A 23,854-nucleotide genomic window follows, 5' to 3' on the forward strand; every position below is an offset into this window, starting at 1 on the left:
CTAAGATTCAGTTCTTTTTTGTTGCGGTAAAACAATTTCAATCGTTGTTCCTATATTCAATTCACTCTTCAATGAAATCGTACCTTTATAATGCGATACTATATGTTTAACAATAGCCAAACCAAGTCCAGTTCCTCCACGTTGTTTACTTCTTCCTTTATCCACACGATAAAATCTTTCAAACACACGTGCCTGATCTGCAAGTGGAATACCAATACCCGTATCTTTGACAACAATTTTCATACCATCGCCTTGCGCTTCAATATCCACAAAGACACTTCCATGATCTTTATTATACTTAATGGCATTTCCTATAATATTGTTTAATAATGTATAGATTTGTTGATGATTTCCTATATACACCATATCTTCAAAAGAATATTCCATATGGATATCATGTTTCGCTATTTCTACTTCATAACTTTCTAAAACTTCGTCCACGATACTTCGCATTTTAATAGGCATCATTTCTGCTTCAATATCCATACTTTCTAATCTTGACAGCATCAATATATCATTAATTAATCGTGACATACTATCAACTTCTGTTTGAATCTTTTCTAACATAACTTGTTTTTGACTTTCATTTTGGACAACACCTTGAGCCAATAAATCACTATATCCTCTAATAGATGTCATTGGTGTTTTCAATTCATGAGAAACATTAGAGAAAAATTCACTACGCATTTTTTCTGCTTTTTTCGATGCCGTAATATCTACGAAAAGCAAAGTTGTCCCAAAATCAACTCGCGAAATATAACAAGCATAAATATTATGATCTATTTTTAGCTCAACCTGTTGTTTTGTAATATTATTTTGTAAAGCTTGTATAATATCAGGAAAATAAAGATAATCTAAAATACGATCATGTACTTTCATATCTCCTAATATAGATATTGCCTTTTCATTAATACTTAAAATTTTATAGTCTTCATCCAATAAAACAAATCCCTCATTCATTTGTTTTAAAATTTCATCTATTTTAATACGTTCCAGTTTGACCTGACGCATAGATTTACGTAAACGATGTGATAAATTATAAATCGTGTCTACAATCACATTAAATTCCTGATAATCATAATCCTTTAAATCAACTCTAAAATCTTTACTCATATGATCAAGACTTTCACTAATTTCAATAATAGGTTTAGAGATTGTCACTGCCAGCTTACGTGATAGTATAAACGCAATTAAAAACGAAATAATACTGCTTACTGCAAAAGCTGGAATTAACGAACCTAAATAATCAGTAATACCGTGATAAGGAATAGCCAGTCTAATTATATAGTCTTCATGATTATATAAAGCTACATAAAGTGTATCCTCACCTGTTGTTTCAGATTTTCTTTGAGCATATCCTTCACTGGATTTTAAAGCTTCCTGAATTTCCTCACGATTCAAATGATTTTCAGATATAGAATCTTTTGCCGTATCAGCAACAACATTACCTTCAAGATCTATCACACTAATACGTGTATCATCACTATATGCCAAGGGATTTAACTTTTCAATTTGTCCATCAAGTGGCTGCTGATAATCCAAGGCATAATCAATCAGTTTTAAAGAATACAGCATATCGTGTTCAGTTGTATCTAAAATGCTATTAGATAACAGTGCTCCAGAAATCACACAACTGCTTAATAATGCAACAACCAGAATCACAATAAAATAACGGAGGATAGATTTAGTCATACTTATCCTCCTCTTTTTCTACAAAACGATAACCCACCGAACGAATTGTTTTAATATATTTTTCTCCATCATCATTTAACTTCTTACGAAGTGAACGAATATGAACATCTAATGCTCTTGATTCCCCAATAAAATCATATCCCCAAATATTATTTAATAATTCATCTCTTTCGACAACACGATCTTTATTTTCTATTAAATAAACAAGCAATTGATATTCTTTATGTGTTAAATCCATAGTTTCTTGATGATGTTTTACCACATGTGTTGACTTGTCAATAGATAAGGATGGTGTTCTTAAAACTTTTGATTTAGGATGAACTCTTCTTAATAATGTACGAACGCGAGCACAAAGCTCCAATACACCAAATGGCTTTGTCATATAATCATCACTACCACTATCTAAGCCATGAATCTTATCAATTTCACTATCTTTGGCACTTAAAATCAAGATAGGCATTTCTGTATTTGTTTCTCTAATCTTTTTGACAGCAGAAATCCCATCCATCTGTGGCAACATCACATCAAAAATAGCTAAATCTGGTGCCTCTCTTTTTATTTCTATAATAGCATCAATAGCATTATCAAATAGTGTAACCTGATAACCATTAGATTCAAGAGATAGTTTAACTATCTCCTGAATATTTTCATCATCCTCTATGACAAAAATACGTTCGTTCATTGTTAACCCTCCTAAATCAATCTTTGATCATTCACTGAACCAGTTTGATTAAATTCTAACCATTCACAGATATTGACTGCATGATCTCCAACTCTTTCTAAGTATTTCGCAATCATTAAGAAATCAATACAGTAATCAATTCTTTCGCTGTTTTCTTTAATAATTTCTGCAACTTCCTGTTTCACTTCTTCAAACAAAGCATCAATTTCATCATCCATGCTTTTCACTAAACGTGCAGTAGATAAATCTTTTTTAATAAATGAATCTATAGATTCATGAACCATAATTTTAGCCTTTTTAGCCATTGTCGGAATATGCTCAACAGTCTTATAAGCATGTTCACCTTCAAAATTCATAATAATTTCTGCAATATCAGCAGCCTGATCCCCAATTCTTTCCAAATCAGTAACAATTTTTAAAGCTGTTGTCACATTTCTTAAATCTGTTGCGATAGGTTGTTGACGTAAAATCAAATTAAATGCTCTTGATTCAACAGTTCTTTCCATATCATTAATTAAACGGTCATTTGTAATAATCTCTTTTGCAAGAGCTTTATCCTGATGTTTAAAAGCATCAATCATATTTTCAATAGCAACTTCTACAAGATGCCCCATTTTTGTTAAATCAACATTTAACTTTTCTAATTCTTCGTCAAATAGTTTTCTCATCATTTTACATACCTCCATTATATTTGTTTTTATTGCAAAACACAACTCTTAACCAAAACGACCAGTAATATAATCTTCTGTACGTTTATCTTTAGGCATTGAGAAAATGTCCTTTGTTTCACCATATTCTACCATTTCTCCAACTAAGAAGAAAGCCGTATAATCAGCAATACGTGATGCCTGCTGCATATTATGTGTGACAATTGCAATTGTATATTTATCTTTTAATTCCATTAATAACTCTTCAATTTTCAATGTAGAAATAGGATCCAAGGCACTTGTTGGTTCATCCAATAAAATGACTTCTGGTTCTACCGCTAAACATCTTGCAATACATAAACGCTGTTGTTGTCCACCAGATAAACCAAGTGCTGATGTATGCAAACGATCTGCAACTTCATCATATAAAGCTGCTGCTTTTAAACTTTTTTCAACAATTTCATCTAATTTCTTTTTATTTTTAATACCATGAATTCTTGGTCCATAAGCAATATTATCATAAATACTCATTGGAAATGGATTAGGTTGCTGAAAAACCATCCCTACTTTTTTACGTAACACTGTTGTATCAACACGTGGATCATAAATATTTTCTCCATCTAATGTAATTTCACCTTCGATTTTAACATTATTTACATAATCATTCATTCTATTTAAAGTCTTAAGAAATGTAGATTTCCCACATCCTGAAGGACCAATAAATGCTGTGATTTTATTTTCTACAATATCTAAATTCACATCTTTCAATGCATGTTTTTCTCCATAATGAAGATTTAAATTTTTAGAACTAATTTTTACACTCATTTTTTTAACCTTCCTTAATCAATTTTATTGACATCAAATCTTTTAGAAATCCATTTTGCTAAGAAATTCAATACTAACACAACAACAATTAAAATTAATGCAATGACAAAGGCAACATCATAATTCGCTTTTGCCATTTCTAGATAAAGTTGAATTGTTAAAGTTCCACCACTTGAGAATAAGTGTTCAAATAACCCTCTAGGTAATGTTGCTAAACTTCCTGCAGTGAATAGTAATGCAGCAGATTCAGCAACAATTCTTCCCATTGCCAAAATGATACCTGTTAAGATCCCAGGAATCGCACTTGGTAATAAAACTGTACGAATCATATACCATTTTGTCGCTCCAATTCCTAGTGCTGCTTCACGATAACTTTTTGGTACTGCCTGCAAGGCAACCTGTGTATTTCTAGAAATGATTGGCAAAATCATAATAGCTAATGTTAAGGCCCCTGTTAAAATAGAATACCCTAATTTTAATAAATTTCCAAAAAACAACATACCGAATAAACCATAAATAATAGATGGAATACCAGCTAAAACTTCAGTTGTAAATGAAATGATTTCAACAAATTTCTTATTTGTTGCATATTCATTTAAGTAGATTGCTCCCCCAATACTAATAGGACCAGCGATCAATAATGTCACAACAATCATATAAACTGTATTAATAATATTAGGTAAAATCCCTACTGTATCCTTTAATACACTTGTTGTATTGACAAGATATCCAAAATTGAAGCTTGGAATACCTCTTATTAATATATAACCAATAATAACAATCAATAGACCAACAGAAATGAGAGTGGATAATTGAATAAGAAAACTTAAGACTTTATCACTTAATCTACTTTTTTTATCAAAAATACTATTTTCCATCTTCTCCACCTCGTTTTAAAATAAATGTTAATATCAAGTTAATTGCTAAAATAAAGATAAATAATACCAAACCAATTGTAAACAATACTTCACGATGTGTTCCTGAAGCATATCCCATTTCAGAAACGATACCAGTTGTTAAGAAACGAACTGAATTGAATGGTAATGGGAAATTGACTGAGTTCCCTGCCACAAGCAAGATAGCCATAGCTTCACCAATCGCACGACCAACTCCTAAAACAACCGCTGACATAATCCCATTTTTAGCAGCTGGTAAAACAACTTTAAAAATTGTCTGCATTTGACTTGCACCTAGCGCCAAAGAACTTTTACGATAATCATCTGGTACTGATTTTAATGATGTTTCCGTAATATTAATTAAAGTTGGTAAAATCATAATGGCCAAAACCAAAATAGCTGAAATCAAATTGGCTCCACCTGTAAACTGATGTGTTTTTGACCCAGCAAAAATAGCCAGCTCCAATTGATACATTAATGGATTGATAATTAATATTCCTAAAAGTCCATAGACGACTGATGGAATCCCTGCTAACAATTCAACTGCTGATTTTACAATATTTCTCACTTTTGGATTAGCAATTTCAGCTAAGTTGACAGCTGTTAAAATTCCAATAGGAACTCCTATCAAAATCGCAAAGAATACCCCAACAATTGATGTTAAGATTATATTAAGAATACCATAATGTGGATCAGCCGCAGTTGGTGCCCATACATTGCTGAATAAAATTTCAGTTAATCCAACTTCAAAAATAGCTGGCGTCCCTGAAACAAACATATACGCTGTAATCCCAACAACAGCTACAATAGAAACAACAGCACAACAAGTAAAAATAATAGATGCTATTTTTTCTACCATTGATTTTGTTTTTCTATTTGCAATAATAGATATCATCTTCTTTTCCATATTTAACCCCTTCTTTTATATATAGCTCCACAAATCAATGCTAGTTTATATCTTTTCATGTAAAAGAAATAGCAATATTTTGTATAAAAAATGTTAAGATTATGTAAAATATTTAAATTTCTATGTATCTAATCCATGATTTTCGATGTTTTTTTACATTTATTTCTTTACTTTTTCTTTACAAACAGTATAACTTTAAAATTTATTTTTATACAAAAAAAGAGGCATAATCCTATGCCCCTTAAAAGACTATTTTGCTGAAACTAAACCAACAGATGAGATAACTTCTTGTCCTGCATCACTATTAATGAATTCAAATACAGCTTGAACTTGTGCTGATTGTTCACTGATTTCACCTTTAGTGGCCATAACGAATGGTCTTTGTAAAGTATATGAACCATCTTTTACTGTTTCTTCACTTGGTGCAACACCATCTAATTGTAATGCTTTAACTTTATCATTTAATGCATCTAATGAAATATATCCAATTGCTCCTGGTGTAGATTGTACAGCTGCAGCAACTGCTCCAGTTTCATTTAATGTTTGAGCTAATTGACATTGATCAGCGATATCTAAGATTTCTTCGAATGCATCTCTTGTTCCTGAACCACTTTCACGTCCAATAACAACGATATTTTGGTCAGCTCCACCAACTTCGCTCCAGTTAGTAATTTTTCCAGTGTAAATATCTTTTAATTGTTGAGTTGTTAAATTTGTAGCTGTGTTCGCTGTATCAGTAACAACTGCAATACCATCTAAAGCAACAATATTTTCTACTAAACCACCTGCTTTTTCTTCATCAGTTAAAGCTCTTGATACATCTCCGATATCAGCAGTTCCATTTGTTACTGCTTCAACCCCAGCACTTGAACCTGTAAATTGTGGCTCTAATTGTAAATTTGGATAAGTTTCTACAATACCTTCTTTTAATCCATTAACAAGTTTTTCCATTGATGTTGAACCATTTAAAGCAACAGTTCCACTCACATCTCCACTTCCTGAAGCAGCCGCATCGCTACCTCCATCATTATTTCCGCATCCTACCAAGCTAAAGCTTAATACACATGCTAATAATAAAGCTCCGAATTTTTTCATATTTTAACCCTTCCTTTTTATCATTTATCATTCGTCTTTATTGACAAACATAGTGTATATCTTTTTAAATGGTGGAAAAATCATATTTTTGTATAAAATTTGTTAAGATTATGTAAAAGCACATGATTATTTGAAGCAATAATCTAAATAAAATCCTAAGCCTCCGCTTAACACATAAACTTTCTGATATCCTCTTTGCATCAGAATTCTGGCACAATTATAAGCTCTGACTCCAACTGCACAATATATCACAACGGTCTGTTTTGGATCTATTTCCTGATAACGATGAATCAATTCACCGTATGGAATATGATAAGATCCTTCAATATATCCAGCTTTTCTTTCATCGTTTTCTCTGACATCCAATGTGATGACATGATCTTTGATTTGTTGATATTCATCAGGCAGCACCAACTGTATATAACCATTTTGCATATTCTCAGCGACATATCCTACCATATTGATTGCATCCTTAGCCGAAGCAAACGGTGGAGCATAAGCGATATGAAGATCTTTTAAATCCGTTACTTTCCCATGATAATGAATAGCTGTGGAAATCACATCAATACGTTTATCAACGCCTTCATAACCTATAACCTGTGCTCCTAATATGTTCTGTTCAAGGTCATAGATCACCTTTATTGTCAGTGGCTTGGCTCCAGGATAGTATCCTGCATGGGATTTTTGTTGGATAATAACCACTTCATAATCTTGATGTCTATGTAAACCTTGAGCCTGTAATTGTTTTTCATTGAAGCCGGTGCTTGCTGCGGCCATCTCAAAAACTTTAATAATACTACTTCCTAATGATCCTAGATATTTTTGAGGATATCCTGCCAGATTATCTGCCAGAATTCGACCTTCTTTGTTAGCCGGACCTGCTAAAGGTATCATTGTTTTTTGATGATGAATATAATGTTCAACTTCAATCACATCTCCAACTGCATAGATATCTGGAATATTTGTTTTTAAATATTCATCTACAACAATACCACCTCTTGCATTACAGTCAATTCCAGCTTTTTTAGCTATTTCACTTTGTGGCTTTACACCGACTGAAAGAATGACCAAATCATAACTTTTTGTAAAAGAGTTCGTTTTGACTTGTATTTTGGATTGATGATCTTCAAAAGCTAATAATTCTGTATTCAAATATAAATGAATACCTTTTCGATTTAAATATTTATGTATGGGCTGAACCATCTCAAAATCTAAATTATTTAAGATTTGTGGTCCTTTTTCTATAACATCAACATCTACATTCAATTCTTTTAAATTTTCAGCTGTTTCAATCCCTACAAAGCCTCCACCAATAATACATGCTGTGTGAATATTTTCCAGCTCCACTTTTTGGCGTATTTTTTCAAAATCATCAATTGTCCATAATTGTTGAATATCAGGATGATCAATTCCAGGAATCGGCAATCGAATAGGCGATGATCCTGTCGCAATAACCAACTGATCATAATTTTCTTCATAAGTTTCTCCTGTCATATGATTATAAACGGAGATACTCTTGTTTTCAGGATGAATCGCTGTGACTTCACTCGTCACTCTGACATCAATCTGAAAACGATCATAAAATAACTGTGGTGTCATCAACAGTAAATCATCTTTACCTTGAATTTCACCAGACACATAATAAGGTAATCCACAATTGGCATAAGACACATAATTTCCCTTTTCAAAAACAATCATTTCTACATCTTTATTTAATCTTCTCAGTCTGGCAGCTGTTGTGGCTCCAGCAGCTACACCTCCAATAATTAAAACTTTCATTATCTTCACCTTCCTATTTTTATTGTAAAGAACTTTTGATATAAAGTAAAATAACGTGCACTAAAAAAGGCATTTTATGAGTTTTTCATAAAATACCTGATGACTCTATAAATCACATATTCCTTTACCTTCACCATACATGCTATACCAGTCGGCATTGAAATCGTCTACTGCTTTTTCTATGCTTGGATTCTTGAAAATCTGTTTCAAGATCTCTACTGGTGCTGTAATAGACTGCGCTCCATAATTGAATGCATCTCTAATTTGCTGCACTCCTTTGAATGATGCTGCGACTATCTTTGTATCATATCCATCCATGACAATACGATTTGATAATTCATTGATGAGCTCCATTGGATCTGCTCCTAGATTTCCAATTCTATTGACATATGGCGCAATATAATCTGCCCCTGCTGCCAGTGCCATATAAGCCTGCATCAAATCATAGACAGCTGTCGCTGTGACATGAATGTTTTCTTCTTTCAACATCTTAATTGCTTTGATTCCTTCATAAGATACTGGTACTTTGATATAGACCTGTCTGTCTATTTCTTCAAGGATTCTATGTGCTTCCTTGACCATGCTTTGACAATCCTTAGAAATCACCTGAATATGAAGACTTCTATCCTTTCCAATAATATCTCTGATTGCTCGCATATGTGCAAAGAAATCCTCTGGGCTTGTCTTCTTGACAATAGAAGGATTGCTTGTAACACCTACGATAGGCATATAAGCAACAGCTTCCTTAATTTCTTCTAAATCAACTGTATCAATAATAAATTCCATAATCTTCTCCCTATAAACTTTGTTCTGTTCTTCCAATAATATCATCTTGTGTTGCTTTTGATAACACATTAAAGAAAGCTGAATATCCTGCCACTCGCACAATTAAATCCTTATGCTTTTCTGGGTGTTTTTGAGCATCAATTAAAGTTTCTTTAGACACAACATTATATTGAACATGATATCCTTCCAATCTATTAAAGAATGTTTTCATCAACATTTCTAATTTCTGTTTATTTTCTTCTGTTGATAACATCTGTGGTGTTACTTTCTGATTCAATAAAACACCACCCGTAATTTCATGAGTTGGTAATTTGGACACAGATTTAAAGACCGCTGTTGGACCACTTTTATCACAACTATGCGCTGGTGAACATCCTTCTGCCAATGGTGTATGAGCATGTCTGCCATCTGGTGTTGCCATCGTTCCAAATCCCTGCCCTACATTAGCGGAAATAGAGGATGTTCCAGCATAACGAATACCTCCAATTGGCCCTCTACCATAACGCGTATTTGGATACTTTTTCATTTCATCAATATAAGATGCATAGGCATCAACGACCAACTGATCCACTTCATCATTATCATTGCCATATTTAGGCGCTTCTTCAATCAACATTCTTTGAATTCTTTGACTTTCTTCACTTTGAAAATCATCGACTAAAGCATCCCATAATTGTTGTTGAGTGATTTCCTTTTCATCAAAGACAAGTTTCTTAATTGCTGCCAGACTATCAGCCATATTCGCAATACCTACCTGCAATCCTGAAATGAAATCATAGACAGCTCCACCTTCTTTAATTGTCTTTCCTCGACCAATACAATCTTCAGTAAGGGCTGAGCACAAAACATCAGGAACATCTTTTTCAGAAGCTAAATCAATTGCATTTTCAACAATCACACTCATACGTGTTAATTCTCTGACTACCTGATCCCATGCTTGCATCAATTCTTCATAAGATTTCATTTCTGTAAAATAACCACATTCTTTTACAAAACGTTTTCCAGAAGTCATATCCACCCCATTATTCATCGCAATCAATAAAATTCTTGGGAAATTCATATAACTCATACCTGTACAACGATAACCCCATTTTCCTGGCACTGCTGTTTCCACGCAACCAATTGCAGAATAATTATAAGCATCTTCTTCTTTGACACCTTTTTCAATAAACGAAGGAATAATCACTTCATCATTATTAAAGGCTGGCATACCAGTTCCTAATTTCATCACTTCAATAGCTTCATCAAAGAATTCCTGATTGATATGAGCATGGTATCTCACCGTTAAGTTTGGCTGAGGCAATCTTGTTTGTGCTACTGACTTCAAAACTAAGAAAGATAATTGATTCACCGCATCTTTTTTATCTGTTGTCTGTCCTCCAATTGTCACATTTTGATACATTGGGCTTCCAGCACTTGAAAATGTATGAGCCTGACTACGGACTTTATTGATTGTGAGAGTCTTAATCCATAAATTTGTCAGTAATTCAACTGCTTCATCTTCTGTGATAATATTGTTATCTAAATCATGTTTTAAATAAGGATACATATATTGATCAAAGCGACCATATGATAACGAATGTCCATTAGATTCAATCTGTAAAATCAATTGAATAAACCATACTGATTGAATCGCTTCATGAAATGTTTGAGCTGGCTGATAAGGCACTTTGTCACAAATACGACTGATTTCCAATAATTCTTCTTTTCTTTTTCCTGTTTCTTTTTTAGCTTTTTCTTTTGCTAGAACACTAAAACGCTTTGCAAATGTTTTGACTGCTTCAATAACAATCAATACTGCATTATAAAATTGATATTTATTAAGATTTTCAGGAACACATAAATCCAAATGATTTTTGATATCTAAAACTCTGTCTTCATAACCTTTTAAACCGATTTCTAAGACTTTTTGATATTCAACAGCCAAATGAGCATCTCCTGAATTCAGTTTTCCTTCCATACCAAAAAATCCTGTTTCCATAAAGACACTGACTTCTTCAGGAAGTAAAGCTTCACCTTTAGCTCTTAGATTATTATTTTCCCAAAATGGCGCAATAGAACGTAAAGCTTCTTTTGTTTCTTCTGTAATATAGAAAACATCTCCATCACGTTTTTCAAATGTATCTAATTCATCCATAACAAACTTCATTGTATATTCAGGAAAGATCGGTGCATCTTTATTTGACGAAGCCTGATTTCCTACAATTAAAGTTTCATCTTCAATATAAATAGACATTTTTTCCAATATATTTTTTAACATATAGGCACGTTTCATGACAGGTGTCTGATTCTTATATTTCTCATAAGCTTCTGTCACAAGCAATGCACGCTGAGCATCAATATAAGGTTTCTTATCCAATACAGCTTCTCTAAAATGATTCATACGTGGTGTTAAATCACCAAAATGTTCAACATTCTTCATTTTTCTTCTCCTTTTTATTTCATTTGAAAGTTTTATGTGTTTCATTTTCAAATATATCTTAACATATATCTAATTAAAGTCAATATTTATTTGAATAAAAACATATTATATTTCATTTGAAACTTATTTATTTACTATTTAAAACATTTGTGATAACATATAGTCAAAAGGAGAATGACTATGACAAAAGGTATCATTTTTAATATTCAAAAATTTAGTATTCATGATGGCCCTGGTATCCGTACAACAGTCTTTTTAAAAGGTTGTCCATTAAGATGTGAGTGGTGTTCTAATCCGGAATCACAAAATGAAAATATACAGATTCTATGTCATCACGACACATGTTTACATTGTTGCCATTGTGTAAAAACTTGTCCTCAACAAGCAATCTCATTTCAGGATGGATATATCCATGTTCATTTTGATCAATGCATTGGTTGTTTACAATGCATTCAACAATGTCCTTCACATTCTTTATCATGTGAAGGAGAGTATCAAGACATTGATGAAATTGTTCGTATCTGCAAACAGGATCTTCCTTTTTATGAAGAATCTCAAGGTGGCGTGACGATTTCTGGTGGTGAAGGTATGGGACAACCCCAATTCGTTGAAGCACTCATTCAGGCATTAAAAAAAGAACATATCCATACTGCAATTGAAACGACAGGATATGTTCCAGAAGAAACATTTCAACATTTAGCCCCACAGTTTGACCTTTTATTATTTGATGTCAAACACCACGACAGTCAACAACATTTCTTAAAAACTGGCGTTCATAATGAACTGATTATAAAAAACTTAACCTGGGCTTTTCAACAGGGTATAGACATATTACCACGTATCCCTGTCATTCCTGATTTCAATTATTCTTTAGAAGATGCAAGAGGACTTGCTGGAATGTTACATAAGATTGGATTAAAACGTGTGCAACTCTTGCCTTTCCATCAATTTGGTGAAAAAAAATATGACATGTTGAATAAAGAATATACCTATAAAAATCAAAAAGCCCTCCATAATGAGGACTTAAAAGATTATCAGCAAATTTTTATTGATGAAGGTTTAGATTGTTTTATTTAGGAGCATTGCTCCTTTTATTATACCTTTTTGACAATTACATTTTGACTTTGTAAATATTCTTCACTTTCTTGAGGAATCATTCCATCTGTAACAACACAATAAACATCTTGTGTGGGCAATAAATTGACTAAACCTACTTGTTGAAACTTAGAAGACTCTGTCACAACAATCACATGAGCAGCCTGACGAGCCATATCTCGCACTGTTTCACTACGCATATAATCATTTCCAGTAAATCCCGTATTTTTTGAAAAACCATCTGTACCAATAAAAAACTTATCAACAAAGAACGCTTCAACGCAACGTCTTGTCATTGGACCAACAACAACCTGTGCTTCTTTTTGATATTCTCCGCCAAGTAAAATCAGTTTGACTTGAGAATATTGACGAATGTAATCAGCAATAAAAGAAGAATTCGTAATAATTGTAACATCTTTTTTTGTTGAAGCAATTTCTTGAGCCAGTAAGGCACAACAGGAACCAGATTCAATCATAATTGTTTCACCATCTTCAATCATTTGACAAGCTGATTTGGCTAATTGTTGTTTAATATCATAATGATAGGCTAATCTATTATTCATATCATCCTGTCCATTCAATGTCGCAAAGCCATGTTCTCTAACAATCAATCCTTTTTTCTCTAGCATATCCAAATCTTTACGTATTGTCACTTGTGACACACCAAGATTTTGAGATAATTCTGTAACATCCACTTTATTCTTTTCAGTTAATAACTCCAATATTTTTGTATGACGCAATTCCATTTTCTTCATATTCATCACCTTAACATTTAGATTATCACATTCAACTTTCAAACGCAACTTTATATACCAAAGAAAAAAAGTAATCCGAAGATTACTTTTTATCATACACAAAATGTGTCTGTTAAAGGATAGAATATATCATAGTTACAAGTATGTCTAGATCTAATCTGGCTTTTGAATCTAAAATGACGATGAATAGGAGTATGAGGGCAACTATTTCTATCATTCATATCCTCTTTTATTCTTTATATATCTTTACACGCTTAGATATATCGGTTAGGATTTGCTAACTTCTATATATTATTAATAGTTAGCTTTAACTAACTCTATAATCAGTATACTATATATAATAAATTTGTCAATAGTTTATATGATTTTTTAATCAATAAATTCATTGTTTTCCTTGTTGATTCAGCTATCAAAACATATTAAAAAAGATGTTATAAAACATATCATCTATAACATCTCTTGATTATGATCCTCTTCAATACTTTTCTATGAACAACTTATTGATTGAATATGATAACCAGCATTTTCTACAACCTGATATAGTTCATTATCATTGATTTCTCGATCATAGAAAATCGTCGCTGTCTGTGATTGAAGATCAACCTTTGCACTAACTCCATCAATCTTATTTATAGCATCCATGACCTGTTTGGCACAGTGATCACAATGCATTCCTTCAATTTTTAATAATTTCTTCCCAATAACAGGTGAAGTCAATTTCTTTTCTTGCATATCTAAACTTTCATGATTTCCACCACAACATGCTCCTTCACCTTTAAAGTGTCTGATACTTCCTTTTAATGCAAATCCTAATAAGACAATCACAATAATGATAATAATGGCATCAACCATGACGATCCCTTCTTTCCTGGAACTTTAAATCACGACGCTTATTCAAACGCTTCTTTATTTGTTGAAATCCTAGAAAGGCTAACATTCCTATAATATAAACACCAATCACAATGATGAACATATAAAACATTGAACCTGTTGAATTACCCATCTATAATTTCCTTTCTTTTTTCATTTTATCAGCAAAATATGTTTCTTTTAAATGACTCAAATCTCCACACCCACTACATCCATCACATATTCCATGACAACCATTTTGCGCCCCATTTTTCTTTTGACGATGTCGCTGAAAAATGACAAATCCACAATATCCTATTATCAATATAAGCACAATTATATCTGCCATTTTTTTCAACTCCTTTGATATGTCAAAACTGGACACCAAGGTATCCAGTTATTTGATTATGAATTCACTTGAACCGATCTTCTTGAATAAACTTTTTGATTTTTATATGGATCAGGTCTAAACAATAAGAATAATATCACAGCTGCTAAGACAAATGCAATAGCAGTCCAGATTCCAAAGGCTCCTCCCATCAGGAATGTTCCAATCTGATAAATACATAAACATACAACATAAGCGAAGACATTTTGGAAAATGATGGCAAACCAGAACCATTTACGAGATTGCATCTGTTGAGCCATAGTTGCAATAGCCGCAAGACATGGTGAATCTAATAAGTTGAAAATCAAGAATGATAAAGCAGATAAAGTTGTAGGGAACCATGCTTGGACACCTTGAGCAACATTGACTGCATCTTCGACATCTCCAGCAACATTCGCCAATAATCCCATTGTTGAAACAATCGCTTCTTTCGCTGTAAATCCTGAAAGCGAAGCAGCCACTGCCTGCCAGTTTCCAAATCCAAGTGGTGCAAAGATTGGAGCAATCAATCCACCAATCATTGCTAATAAACTATCGCCACTCTCTACTAGTCCAAATTGTCCATCTACAAATCCATATGCACCTAAGAACCACATCACAACACAAGCTAAGAACAAGATTGTTCCTGCTTTAATAATAAATCCTTTTAATCTTTCCCATACATGTAATAAAACTGTTTTGGCAGATGGAATATGATATTGTGGTAATTCCATAACAAATGGTGCAGGTTTTCCAGAGAATGGTTTTGTTTTCTTCAAAATAATAGCAGCAACCAGTACAGCAACAATACCTAAGAAATACATCATTGGTGCAACAAATGAACTTTCTGTATATCCAGCTGCTTCTCCTGCAATCACACCACCCATTAACGCTATAACAGGAAGTTTAGCTCCACATGGTATGAAAGTTGCTGTCATGATTGTCAAACGACGATCATTATCCTGTTCAATTGTTTTAGATGCCATAATACCTGGAATTCCACATCCTGAAGAAATCAATAATGGAATAAAGCTCTTTCCAGATAATCCAAAATGTCTAAATACACGGTCCATAACAAATGCAATACGTACCATGTATCCACAATCTTCTAAGATTGACAGGAATAAGAATAAGATAGCCATCTGTGGTACGAAACCAAGAACAGCTCCTAAACCTCCAATAATTCCATCTATGACAAGTCCCTGAACAACTTCTCCAGTTCCAATACTTGTCAAGAAACCTCCAACAGCATCCTGAATGGCCACAACAAAGACATCATTTGTCCAATCTGTCACCCAAGTTCCTACAGTTGTAACAGATACATAATAAACAATAAACATCACTGCAATAAAGATAGGAATACCTAAAATACGATTTGTCACAATTTTATCAATTTTATCTGATACTGTTAATTTTTCTCCACCTTTTTTTACAGTTGTAGAAATAATTTTTTGAATAAATTGATAACGTTCATCAGTGACAATACTTTCCATATCATCATCATGTTTCTTTTCCAATGCTTCACGTTGTTGATCAATAACAGTTCTATCTTGAATTTGATTTCCAATACTTTCAACAACTTTACTATCATTTTCCAGCAATTTAACAGCATACCATCTTTTTTTATTTTCACTGATAGAAACAGGAAGCCATTTTTCTACTTCTGCAATAGCATTTTCTAACTCAGATGAGAAGATATCTTTTGGTAGAGATACTTCTTTTTTACGCGCAACTTTAATTGCTTCATCCATTAAATCATTTAATCCTGTCTGTTTTAAAGCTGATGTTTCAATAATTGGACAATTCAATAACATTGAAAGACGTTTTGTATCAATCTTAATATTTCTTTTTTTCAATAAATCAGCCATATTTAAAGCAATCACAACCGGTACCCCAGTTTCAATCAATTGTGTTGTTAAATATAAGTTTCTTTCAATATTTGTAGCATCAACCAAATTAATAATAACATCTGGATTTTCATTTAAAATATAATCACGGCTGACCACTTCTTCTAATGTATATGGTGAAAGAGAATAAATACCAGGTAAGTCGGTAATAATGATATCTTCATCTTTTCTCTTCCCTTTTAATTTTCCTTCTTTTTTCTCTACTGTAACACCAGGCCAATTTCCAACATATTGGTTTGCTCCAGTAAGAGCATTGAACATCGTTGTCTTTCCACAGTTAGGGTTACCAGCAAGAGCAATTTTCATATTCATATTCTTATCCCCCCTTTATTTCACTTGTACGCACTGTGCATCCATTTTTCTTACAGTTAGTTCATATCCTCTGACTGTAATTTCCACAGGATCACCTAATGGCGCAACTTTTCTAATATACAAGTCCGTTCCTTTTGTAATTCCCATATCCATGATACGTCGTTTATAAGCACTATCCCCATCAATTTTGGTAACAGTGACTGTACTACCCACTTTCGCTTCACTCAAATTCATCATCAATTCTCCTTTCAATCCAATCATTTCCAAGACTACACCATAATATGACGTGCCATATCTTTATTAATGGCAATTCTTGAATCTTTAATATTCACAATGACATTTCCATTCATTGTCGATAAAACAGTAATTTCACTTCCAGCAACAAAACCAAGATTTTCTAAAAAACGTCTTGTTTCTTCATTACCACCAATTTTTCGAATTCTATTCACTTCTCCAATACCAACCAATGTTAATGGCATCATAATCATCCCTTCTTATAATTAGCAAAAGCTAACTCTTGATTAAAAATATAAGTTAGTCGTATCTAACCTCATGAATAGAATACTCCCATTTCCTGTATTTGTCAATAACTCCAAGCAAAAAAGTAGCTATTTTTATATTTTATAGTATAATAAATTAATTATAGGTATTTAAAAACTTGGGAAGTCAAACATCCCCAAGTTTATTATTTTTATTGATGAATTTCAAAAGTATATCCTTCTACAAATAATGTCATTGTCCCCTCTGTATCAGCCTGAGTTTTTAAAATAGGCATAGCCAAATAAAGCGTTCTTGTTTGTCCCGCTAATATACTGCCACTTTCTGAAATTGATTTATGATCCTCACTCTCCAAAATAATTTGAGAATGAATGATTTCATCATTCATTTGATATTCACAATAAATATACTCTGCAGGATCTATATCCAGGGATGATTGATTTTGAATTTCTAATGACAACACAACAAAAATCTGGTCTTCATGATCGGTAGGATGATAGCTATAAAAGAATCCTTTTTGTGATGGCTCAATACGTTCACTTTCCTGGCAATCTAATATGGTGATTTGTGAATTGGAACAGTTTATCACATCACCAATAGACTTCACTTGATTATCTTCCTGTACTTCTTCTAAAGAAAAAGTATATTGATAATCTTTTTGATTCATAACTTGAAGAGCTAGCTGTGCCTGTTGTTTCGTGTTATTTTTGGCGACTTCACAATAAAGATGTATATAGCGTTCTTCTTGTGGTTTTAAAGTATCTGTAGTACTCATTTGTGTATAATGGATTGATTCTATAGCCAACTGAACATCATGTTTTTCATTATTTAATTCAATTTTTCCACTATATAAATCTGATAACTCATACTCATTTTCTGATAAATTATGCGTTCTCACGATAATATCAATAAAAATATGCTGATTATCCGCTGGCTTTAAATATTGATATGTTCTATTTTTATTAGCAGGTGCAATCTCATCAGTTAATGATGTTTTTATCATTTCAAATTCCAACTGATTATCAATTGTATAAACCTCTGTCATTTCCAGCTCTGTTTGTGTTGGTGTCACTTTTGTTTCCGTCGATTTTGGAGAAGAGCACCCTGATAGCATGAAAGCTACCAGCAAAATAATTATTTTCTTCATAAATATCAGTCCCCTTTGACAATATTTTACCATAAATGAATCTTTTAGCGAAAAAAATAATCTCTTCTATAAATAAAAAGGCTAAGTCAAAATTTGATTTAGCCTTATTTAATCACTCTTACTCTAATAACATTTTCTAAAGTTTCTAATTCTTCTAACCCTGCAATATCTTGTGTATCAATCATTGTATAAGCATACTCACCCTTAGCTTTATTGACCATATTTTCAATATTGATATGTTTATTCGCAAGAATTGTCGCAAATTGTGCTAACATATTAGGAACATTTTTATGAATTAAACAAATACGATATTGTGTTGTGCGTGGTTCTTTCACTGAAGGAAGATTCACAGAATTTGTAATATTTCCATTTTCTAAATAATCCATCATTTCTCTAACAGCCATGATTGCACAATTATCTTCTGATTCAGGTGTAGATGCACCTAAATGAGGCATCACAATCACATCTTTTTGATTAATGATATCTTCTGTCGCAAAATCAGTTATATATTTTTTGATTTTCCCCTGAGCAATTCCATCTAGAATATCCTGAGAGTTCACCAAATCTGCTCTAGCAAAGTTCAGAATACGAACTCCATCTTTCATTTTTTGAATACTTTCTTGATTAATCATTCCTTTTGTTTCTGGCGTACTTGGCGCATGCAATGTAATATAATCACATTCAGTGAAAATCGTATCAACATTTTGAGCATTTTTGACCCATTTACTCATACCCCATGCTGCATCTACTGAAATATAAGGATCATAGCCATACACTTCCATTCCTAATTTAATAGCTGCATTCGCTACACTCACACCAATAGCGCCTAGACCAATAATTCCTAATTTCTTACCATCAATCTCAGGACCAACAAATTGACTCTTCCCCTTTTCTACCAGTTTTCCAACATCTTCCTGTCCTTTTAAAGTTTTGACCCAGTCAATACCTTCAACAATCTGTCGTGAAGATAAAAACAATGCACATAAAACTAACTCTTTAACAGCATTGGCATTTGCGCCTGGTGTATTAAAAACAACAACACCCTGTTCACTGCATTTTTCAATAGGAATATTATTGACACCTGCCCCTGCACGTGCAATGGCTTTTAATGATTGCGGAAATTCATAATCATGCAAAGCTGCGGAACGGACAAGAATACCATCTTCATCCTTTTGATTTTCGCCTACAAGATACTGTTCTCCAAACAATTGTGTTCCTTTAGGAGAAATCTTATTCATTAATTTGATTTTATACATTTTCATCACCTATTTTCTTCTTCAAATTTTTTCATAAAGGCAACTAATGTTTCAACGCCTTCTTTTTCCATCGCATTATAAATAGAAGCTCGAATACCTCCTACAGAGCGATGACCTTTTAAATTCGTCATCCCTGCCGCTACTGATTCCTTGACAAACTTTGCATCTAAATCCTTGTTAGGACAAGTAAAAGTCACATTCATTAAAGAACGGTTGCCAGGATCACTATGTGCAATATAAAAGTCTGACTGATCTAAATAATCATATAATAGCTTTGCTTTTTCTTCATTTCTTTTTTTCATAGCTTCTAACCCACCTAAAGAATCAATCCATTTTAAAACTTCTCCTAATACATAGATTGAAAAAGTTGGTGGTGTGTTATACATAGAATCATTTTGAGCGATTGTATCATATTCCATCAGCACTGGAATTTTTTCCTGATGGTCTTTGATTAAATCTTCTCTGACAATCACAACTCCTAGTCCTGCAATCCCCATATTTTTCTGTGCTCCAGCATAAATCATGCCATAGTCATTCACATTGATTGGCTGAGATAAAATATTAGAAGACATATCAGCCACAATAGGTATTCCATGTGTATCTGGAACATATTTCCATTCTGTACCATAAATGGTATTATTTGAACATAAATGTACATAAGAAGCATCTTCTCTTATATCTAATTCATCTTGAGTTGGAATATGTTTAAAGTTCTGTGCACTGCCATCATAAACAATATGCACATCACCAAATTTCTTTGCTTCCTGAGCAGCTTTCTTTGAAAAAGATCCTGTAATGATATAATCAGCTTTTCCATTTTTCATCAAATTCAGTGGAATCGTTGAAAATTGTTGTGTCGCCCCACCTTGAATAAATAATATCTGATAATGATCAGGAATATTCATTACCTTTTTTAACATAGCTTTTGTTTCATTAAAAATGTCAAGATAGGATGATGATCGATGACTCATTTCCATTACGCTCATACCACTATCGTTATAGTTCAACATTTGAGAAGCGATTTTTTCTAATACAGATACAGGTAATGTTGATGGACCTGCTGAAAAGTTATAAACTCTTTTTGTTGTCATATCGACACCCTCCTTTTTAAAATATTGATGTCATTATATATGATTTATACAAATTTATCAAATGATTTTATAATTTTTCATAATTTGTAATTATTTTTGTATAAATTGTATACAATTTCATCTATTTATCACCCATCCTTTAAACTATATTCATCTTTATAACAAAAAAGAACTAGCTTTTTACTAGTTCATCTGTAATGTTGCTTCACGAATATAATTGCCTACATCCTGTGGCTGATGAGCATCAGAAGCATAGATCAATTCTACTCCATTCTCTTTAAAAATCTGTAAAAGTTCCTGAGATAATCCCATATCTGGATGATGATAACGATAATAACATCCCACATTGTTTTCAGCTTTCATATGATGTGCTTTTAAAAGCTCGGCCATCTTTTGATAAGTTGGCTTCAAATCATATGTAGGATAGATTTGAAAAAGTTTAATCGTATCTGGATGCGCCAGTTGGGTAAATAATTGTGATTCTATTAATTGAAAAACAAGTTCGTAATAACGTTTATAGATATCATTGGCATCATATTTGTTCCATAATAAATCTTTTGAAAAACTCATATCATATAAAATACCATCAATTGAATGAATAGCACCTACCAGAAAGTCAAAAGAATATTGTCCTAATAATTCTTTTAAAAAGTTCTCATATTCTGGAACATAACAGACTTCTAATCCATATTTCACTTTGACAGGCAAGTCCATTTGTTGGATATCTTTCATCAAATCAATGAAATCACTTAAATGATCTTTAAATTTCATGTCTTTATTAGCTAACCATGTCTTTTGTACATCATATTGTTTGAGTCTTTCATAGATGGATTCAAATTCAATAAAACGATGTGTATGATCTAAAATCTGAATTTCATCCAATCCTTTTTGATGTGCTGCTTCTACAAATTGTAAAACATATTCTTTTGTGAGTGGCCCATTTTCTAGATGCATATGTCCATCAATATACTTCATTATTTCATCAACTCCTTTGATTTATTATATGAAGATATTTGAGATTTGTAAAATCTTATCATCAATTATTTTTTCATGATATAATCATTTTAGAGGTGATCAATATGCCACAATGGTGGAAAGAAGAAATTGTTTATCAAATTTATCCTAAAAGTTTTCAAGATAGTAATCATGATGGAATCGGTGATATTCAAGGAATCATTCAAAAACTTGATTATTTAAAAGATTTAGGTGTCACTATGCTTTGGATTTGTCCTATTTACTGTTCTCCTATGGATGACAATGGTTATGATATTGCTGATTATTATCAAATTCATCCTGATTTTGGAAGTATGGAAGATGTCGACGAACTGATTGTCAAAGCGAAAGAAAGAGATATCAAAATCATTATGGATCTTGTTATTAATCATACATCCGATGAACATGCTTGGTTTCAGGAAGCATTAAAAAATCCTGATAGTCCTTATCGACAATATTATATTTTTAAAGAAGGTCAAGATAACCAGCCTCCTACAAACTGGCGTTCTGTTTTTAGTGGTTCTGTTTGGGAAAAAGTCCCTCACGAAGACAATATGTATTATTTTCATTCTTTTTCTAAAAAGCAACCTGATTTAAACTGGGAAAATTCACAAATGAGAGAAGACATCTATCGCATGATTAACTGGTGGTTAGATAAAGGGATTGCAGGATTTAGAGTTGACGCTATTAACTTTATAAAAAAAGATCAATCCTGGCAAAATGGTCCTGTTGATGGCGCAGATGGGCTCTCATCATGTTTTGAATTCACAAGAAATCAGCCTGGTATAGAAGTCTTTTTCAAAGAATTGAGAGAAAAAACATTTGATGTTCATCATTGCATGACAGTGGCGGAAGCTGTGGGTGTTCCTTATGATCAGCTAGGCATTTTTATTGGTCAAGATGGATGCTTTTCAATGATGTTTGATTTTAATTATTCACATATTGATATTACTGAACATGAAGAATGGTTCCCACTTCAAAATTGGACAATGCAGGAATACAAAGAGAAGCTCTTTTTAAGTCAAAAGGAAATCTTTAAAACAGGATGGTGTGGAACTTTCCTGGAAAATCATGATATGCAAAGAAGTTTAAACAGACTTATTCGTAACCCTCAAGAACGTACACCAAAAGCTGCAAAAGCTTTAGGTCAAATGTTTATGTTTTTAAAGGGGTCTCCTTTCATTTATCAAGGAGAAGAAATTGGGACTATCAATAATCATAGACTTTCTATCAATGATTTTGATGATCTTAATTCACATGCTCAATATCGTAGAGCTTTACAGGAAGGTTATAGCGAAGAAGAAGCTTTAGACTTTGTCAATCGTCGTAGCCGTGATAATACCCGTTCACCTATGAGCTGGAATTCACAGTTATATGCAGGTTTTAGTGATGTTCAACCTTGGCTTGCGAATAATGAATATTATCAAGATATTAACGTTGCTAAACAGGTGAATGATCCTGATTCTGTTTTATCTTATTATAAACAGATGATTGCTTTAAGACAGAATCCTTTGTATCATCAAACACTTGTATATGGTGATTTTATTCCATTAGAAAGCGAAGAATATGTGATTGCCTATATGCGTCAAGATGATCAACAGACAATCTTATGTATTCAAAACCTTCAAAACAAAGAAACTCATTTTCCTTTATCTTCAAAAGCTCAAGTTCTTTTATCCAATGATCAAGTCAATATTCAAAACCAACAATTAAAACTTTCTCCATATCAAGCAACAATTCTACTTATTGAATAGAGGCCTTATGAGATAGAACATTCTATCTCATAAGCCTTTTTCACAAAAATCCTCATTTCACTTGAAATAGTGATAAAATATATATCATAAGGAGGATTG

The 23,854-nt window shown here is 32.6% G+C and carries 23 protein-coding genes; 2 read left to right on the forward strand and 21 right to left on the reverse strand.

The genetic code is table 11. The features are described from left to right. The 10 genes from E0K96_RS11180 to E0K96_RS11225 form a co-directional block, all read right to left on the reverse strand. Window positions 1-1,692: a sensor histidine kinase gene (locus E0K96_RS11180; RefSeq protein WP_168083238.1), complete on the reverse strand. Its 1,692-nt coding sequence runs from the start codon at window positions 1,690-1,692 to the stop codon at window positions 1-3. Further along, complete coding sequence (locus E0K96_RS11185) at window positions 1,685-2,374, reverse strand: response regulator transcription factor (protein ID WP_087245998.1); 690 nt, start codon at window positions 2,372-2,374, stop codon at window positions 1,685-1,687. Before E0K96_RS11185 ends, E0K96_RS11180 begins: the two co-directional genes overlap by 8 nt. Window positions 2,375-2,385: 11 nt before the next feature. Continuing rightward, on the reverse strand, window positions 2,386-3,045 hold the full coding sequence (phoU, locus tag E0K96_RS11190; RefSeq protein ID WP_087246000.1) for a phosphate signaling complex protein PhoU: 660 nt from the start codon (window positions 3,043-3,045) through the stop codon (window positions 2,386-2,388). Window positions 3,046-3,090: 45 nt separating this feature from the next. Then, entirely contained in the window at window positions 3,091-3,846 is a 756-nt protein-coding gene (gene pstB, locus E0K96_RS11195) for a phosphate ABC transporter ATP-binding protein PstB (protein ID WP_168083240.1), read from the reverse strand. A gap of 14 nt (window positions 3,847-3,860) precedes the next feature. Further along, window positions 3,861-4,724 (reverse strand): phosphate ABC transporter permease PstA, encoded by an 864-nt coding sequence (gene pstA / locus E0K96_RS11200; protein WP_087246005.1) that lies wholly within the window; start codon window positions 4,722-4,724, stop codon window positions 3,861-3,863. Then, on the reverse strand, window positions 4,714-5,649 hold the full coding sequence (gene pstC, locus E0K96_RS11205; RefSeq protein ID WP_168083242.1) for a phosphate ABC transporter permease subunit PstC: 936 nt from the start codon (window positions 5,647-5,649) through the stop codon (window positions 4,714-4,716). The genes pstA and pstC overlap by 11 nt, the downstream gene beginning before the upstream one ends. Window positions 5,650-5,898: 249 nt before the next feature. Next, a complete protein-coding gene (locus E0K96_RS11210; RefSeq protein ID WP_087297717.1) occupies window positions 5,899-6,744 on the reverse strand; it encodes a phosphate ABC transporter substrate-binding protein in 846 nt (281 codons plus the stop codon). Between the two features lie 126 nt (window positions 6,745-6,870). Continuing rightward, window positions 6,871-8,523, reverse strand: a complete 1,653-nt coding sequence (locus E0K96_RS11215; protein ID WP_168083244.1) for an FAD-dependent oxidoreductase — start codon at window positions 8,521-8,523, stop codon at window positions 6,871-6,873. A gap of 105 nt (window positions 8,524-8,628) precedes the next feature. Further along, complete coding sequence (locus tag E0K96_RS11220) at window positions 8,629-9,309, reverse strand: fructose-6-phosphate aldolase (RefSeq protein WP_087297917.1); 681 nt, start codon at window positions 9,307-9,309, stop codon at window positions 8,629-8,631. Window positions 9,310-9,319: 10 nt separating this feature from the next. Next, the gene (locus E0K96_RS11225; RefSeq protein ID WP_168083246.1) at window positions 9,320-11,731 is read right to left on the reverse strand and encodes a glycyl radical protein; all 2,412 of its coding nucleotides are present in this window, start codon (window positions 11,729-11,731) and stop codon (window positions 9,320-9,322) included. Between the two features lie 180 nt (window positions 11,732-11,911). Here E0K96_RS11225 and E0K96_RS11230 point away from each other — a divergent pair, with 180 nt between their 5' ends. Beyond that, window positions 11,912-12,808, forward strand: coding sequence for a glycyl-radical enzyme activating protein (locus E0K96_RS11230; protein WP_129738315.1), 897 nt, complete (start codon window positions 11,912-11,914; stop codon window positions 12,806-12,808). A gap of 17 nt (window positions 12,809-12,825) precedes the next feature. On the opposite strand, the gene E0K96_RS11235 is transcribed toward E0K96_RS11230, so the two are convergent. From E0K96_RS11235 to E0K96_RS11285, 11 genes are all read right to left on the reverse strand, one after another. Then, the gene (locus E0K96_RS11235; protein WP_087244907.1) at window positions 12,826-13,572 is read right to left on the reverse strand and encodes a DeoR/GlpR family DNA-binding transcription regulator; all 747 of its coding nucleotides are present in this window, start codon (window positions 13,570-13,572) and stop codon (window positions 12,826-12,828) included. A gap of 495 nt (window positions 13,573-14,067) precedes the next feature. Next, the gene (locus E0K96_RS11240) at window positions 14,068-14,433 is read right to left on the reverse strand and encodes a heavy-metal-associated domain-containing protein (protein WP_168083248.1); all 366 of its coding nucleotides are present in this window, start codon (window positions 14,431-14,433) and stop codon (window positions 14,068-14,070) included. Beyond that, window positions 14,426-14,584 (reverse strand): hypothetical protein, encoded by a 159-nt coding sequence (locus tag E0K96_RS11245; RefSeq protein ID WP_168083250.1) that lies wholly within the window; start codon window positions 14,582-14,584, stop codon window positions 14,426-14,428. The genes E0K96_RS11240 and E0K96_RS11245 overlap by 8 nt, the downstream gene beginning before the upstream one ends. After that, on the reverse strand, window positions 14,585-14,779 hold the full coding sequence (locus tag E0K96_RS11250; RefSeq protein ID WP_168083252.1) for a FeoB-associated Cys-rich membrane protein: 195 nt from the start codon (window positions 14,777-14,779) through the stop codon (window positions 14,585-14,587). Window positions 14,780-14,835: 56 nt separating this feature from the next. Beyond that, window positions 14,836-17,016 carry a ferrous iron transport protein B gene (feoB, locus tag E0K96_RS11255; RefSeq protein WP_168083254.1) on the reverse strand — a complete coding sequence of 727 codons (2,181 nt, stop codon included), beginning with the start codon at window positions 17,014-17,016 and terminating at the stop codon, window positions 14,836-14,838. Between the two features lie 15 nt (window positions 17,017-17,031). Beyond that, complete coding sequence (locus tag E0K96_RS11260; protein WP_168083256.1) at window positions 17,032-17,250, reverse strand: FeoA family protein; 219 nt, start codon at window positions 17,248-17,250, stop codon at window positions 17,032-17,034. 35 nt (window positions 17,251-17,285) lie between these two features. Beyond that, on the reverse strand, window positions 17,286-17,498 hold the full coding sequence (locus E0K96_RS11265; RefSeq protein WP_206080727.1) for a FeoA family protein: 213 nt from the start codon (window positions 17,496-17,498) through the stop codon (window positions 17,286-17,288). 209 nt (window positions 17,499-17,707) lie between these two features. Continuing rightward, window positions 17,708-18,661, reverse strand: coding sequence for a putative periplasmic lipoprotein (locus tag E0K96_RS11270; protein ID WP_168083258.1), 954 nt, complete (start codon window positions 18,659-18,661; stop codon window positions 17,708-17,710). 104 nt (window positions 18,662-18,765) lie between these two features. Then, the gene (locus E0K96_RS11275; protein WP_168083260.1) at window positions 18,766-19,917 is read right to left on the reverse strand and encodes a phosphoglycerate dehydrogenase; all 1,152 of its coding nucleotides are present in this window, start codon (window positions 19,915-19,917) and stop codon (window positions 18,766-18,768) included. A 5-nt stretch (window positions 19,918-19,922) separates the two neighbouring features. Then, the gene (serC, locus tag E0K96_RS11280; RefSeq protein ID WP_168083262.1) at window positions 19,923-21,008 is read right to left on the reverse strand and encodes a 3-phosphoserine/phosphohydroxythreonine transaminase; all 1,086 of its coding nucleotides are present in this window, start codon (window positions 21,006-21,008) and stop codon (window positions 19,923-19,925) included. 183 nt (window positions 21,009-21,191) lie between these two features. Continuing rightward, window positions 21,192-21,983, reverse strand: coding sequence for a PHP domain-containing protein (locus E0K96_RS11285; RefSeq protein ID WP_168083264.1), 792 nt, complete (start codon window positions 21,981-21,983; stop codon window positions 21,192-21,194). Window positions 21,984-22,087: 104 nt separating this feature from the next. On the opposite strand from E0K96_RS11285, the gene E0K96_RS11290 reads away from it, so the two are divergent. Continuing rightward, on the forward strand, window positions 22,088-23,755 hold the full coding sequence (locus E0K96_RS11290; protein WP_168083266.1) for a glycoside hydrolase family 13 protein: 1,668 nt from the start codon (window positions 22,088-22,090) through the stop codon (window positions 23,753-23,755). Window positions 23,756-23,854: the final 99 nt, after the last annotated feature.

The organism is Massilimicrobiota sp. SW1139 (assembly GCF_012027715.1).
In the GTDB taxonomy this organism is placed as follows: domain Bacteria; phylum Bacillota_I; class Bacilli_A; order Erysipelotrichales; family Coprobacillaceae; genus Allocoprobacillus; species Allocoprobacillus merdigallinarum.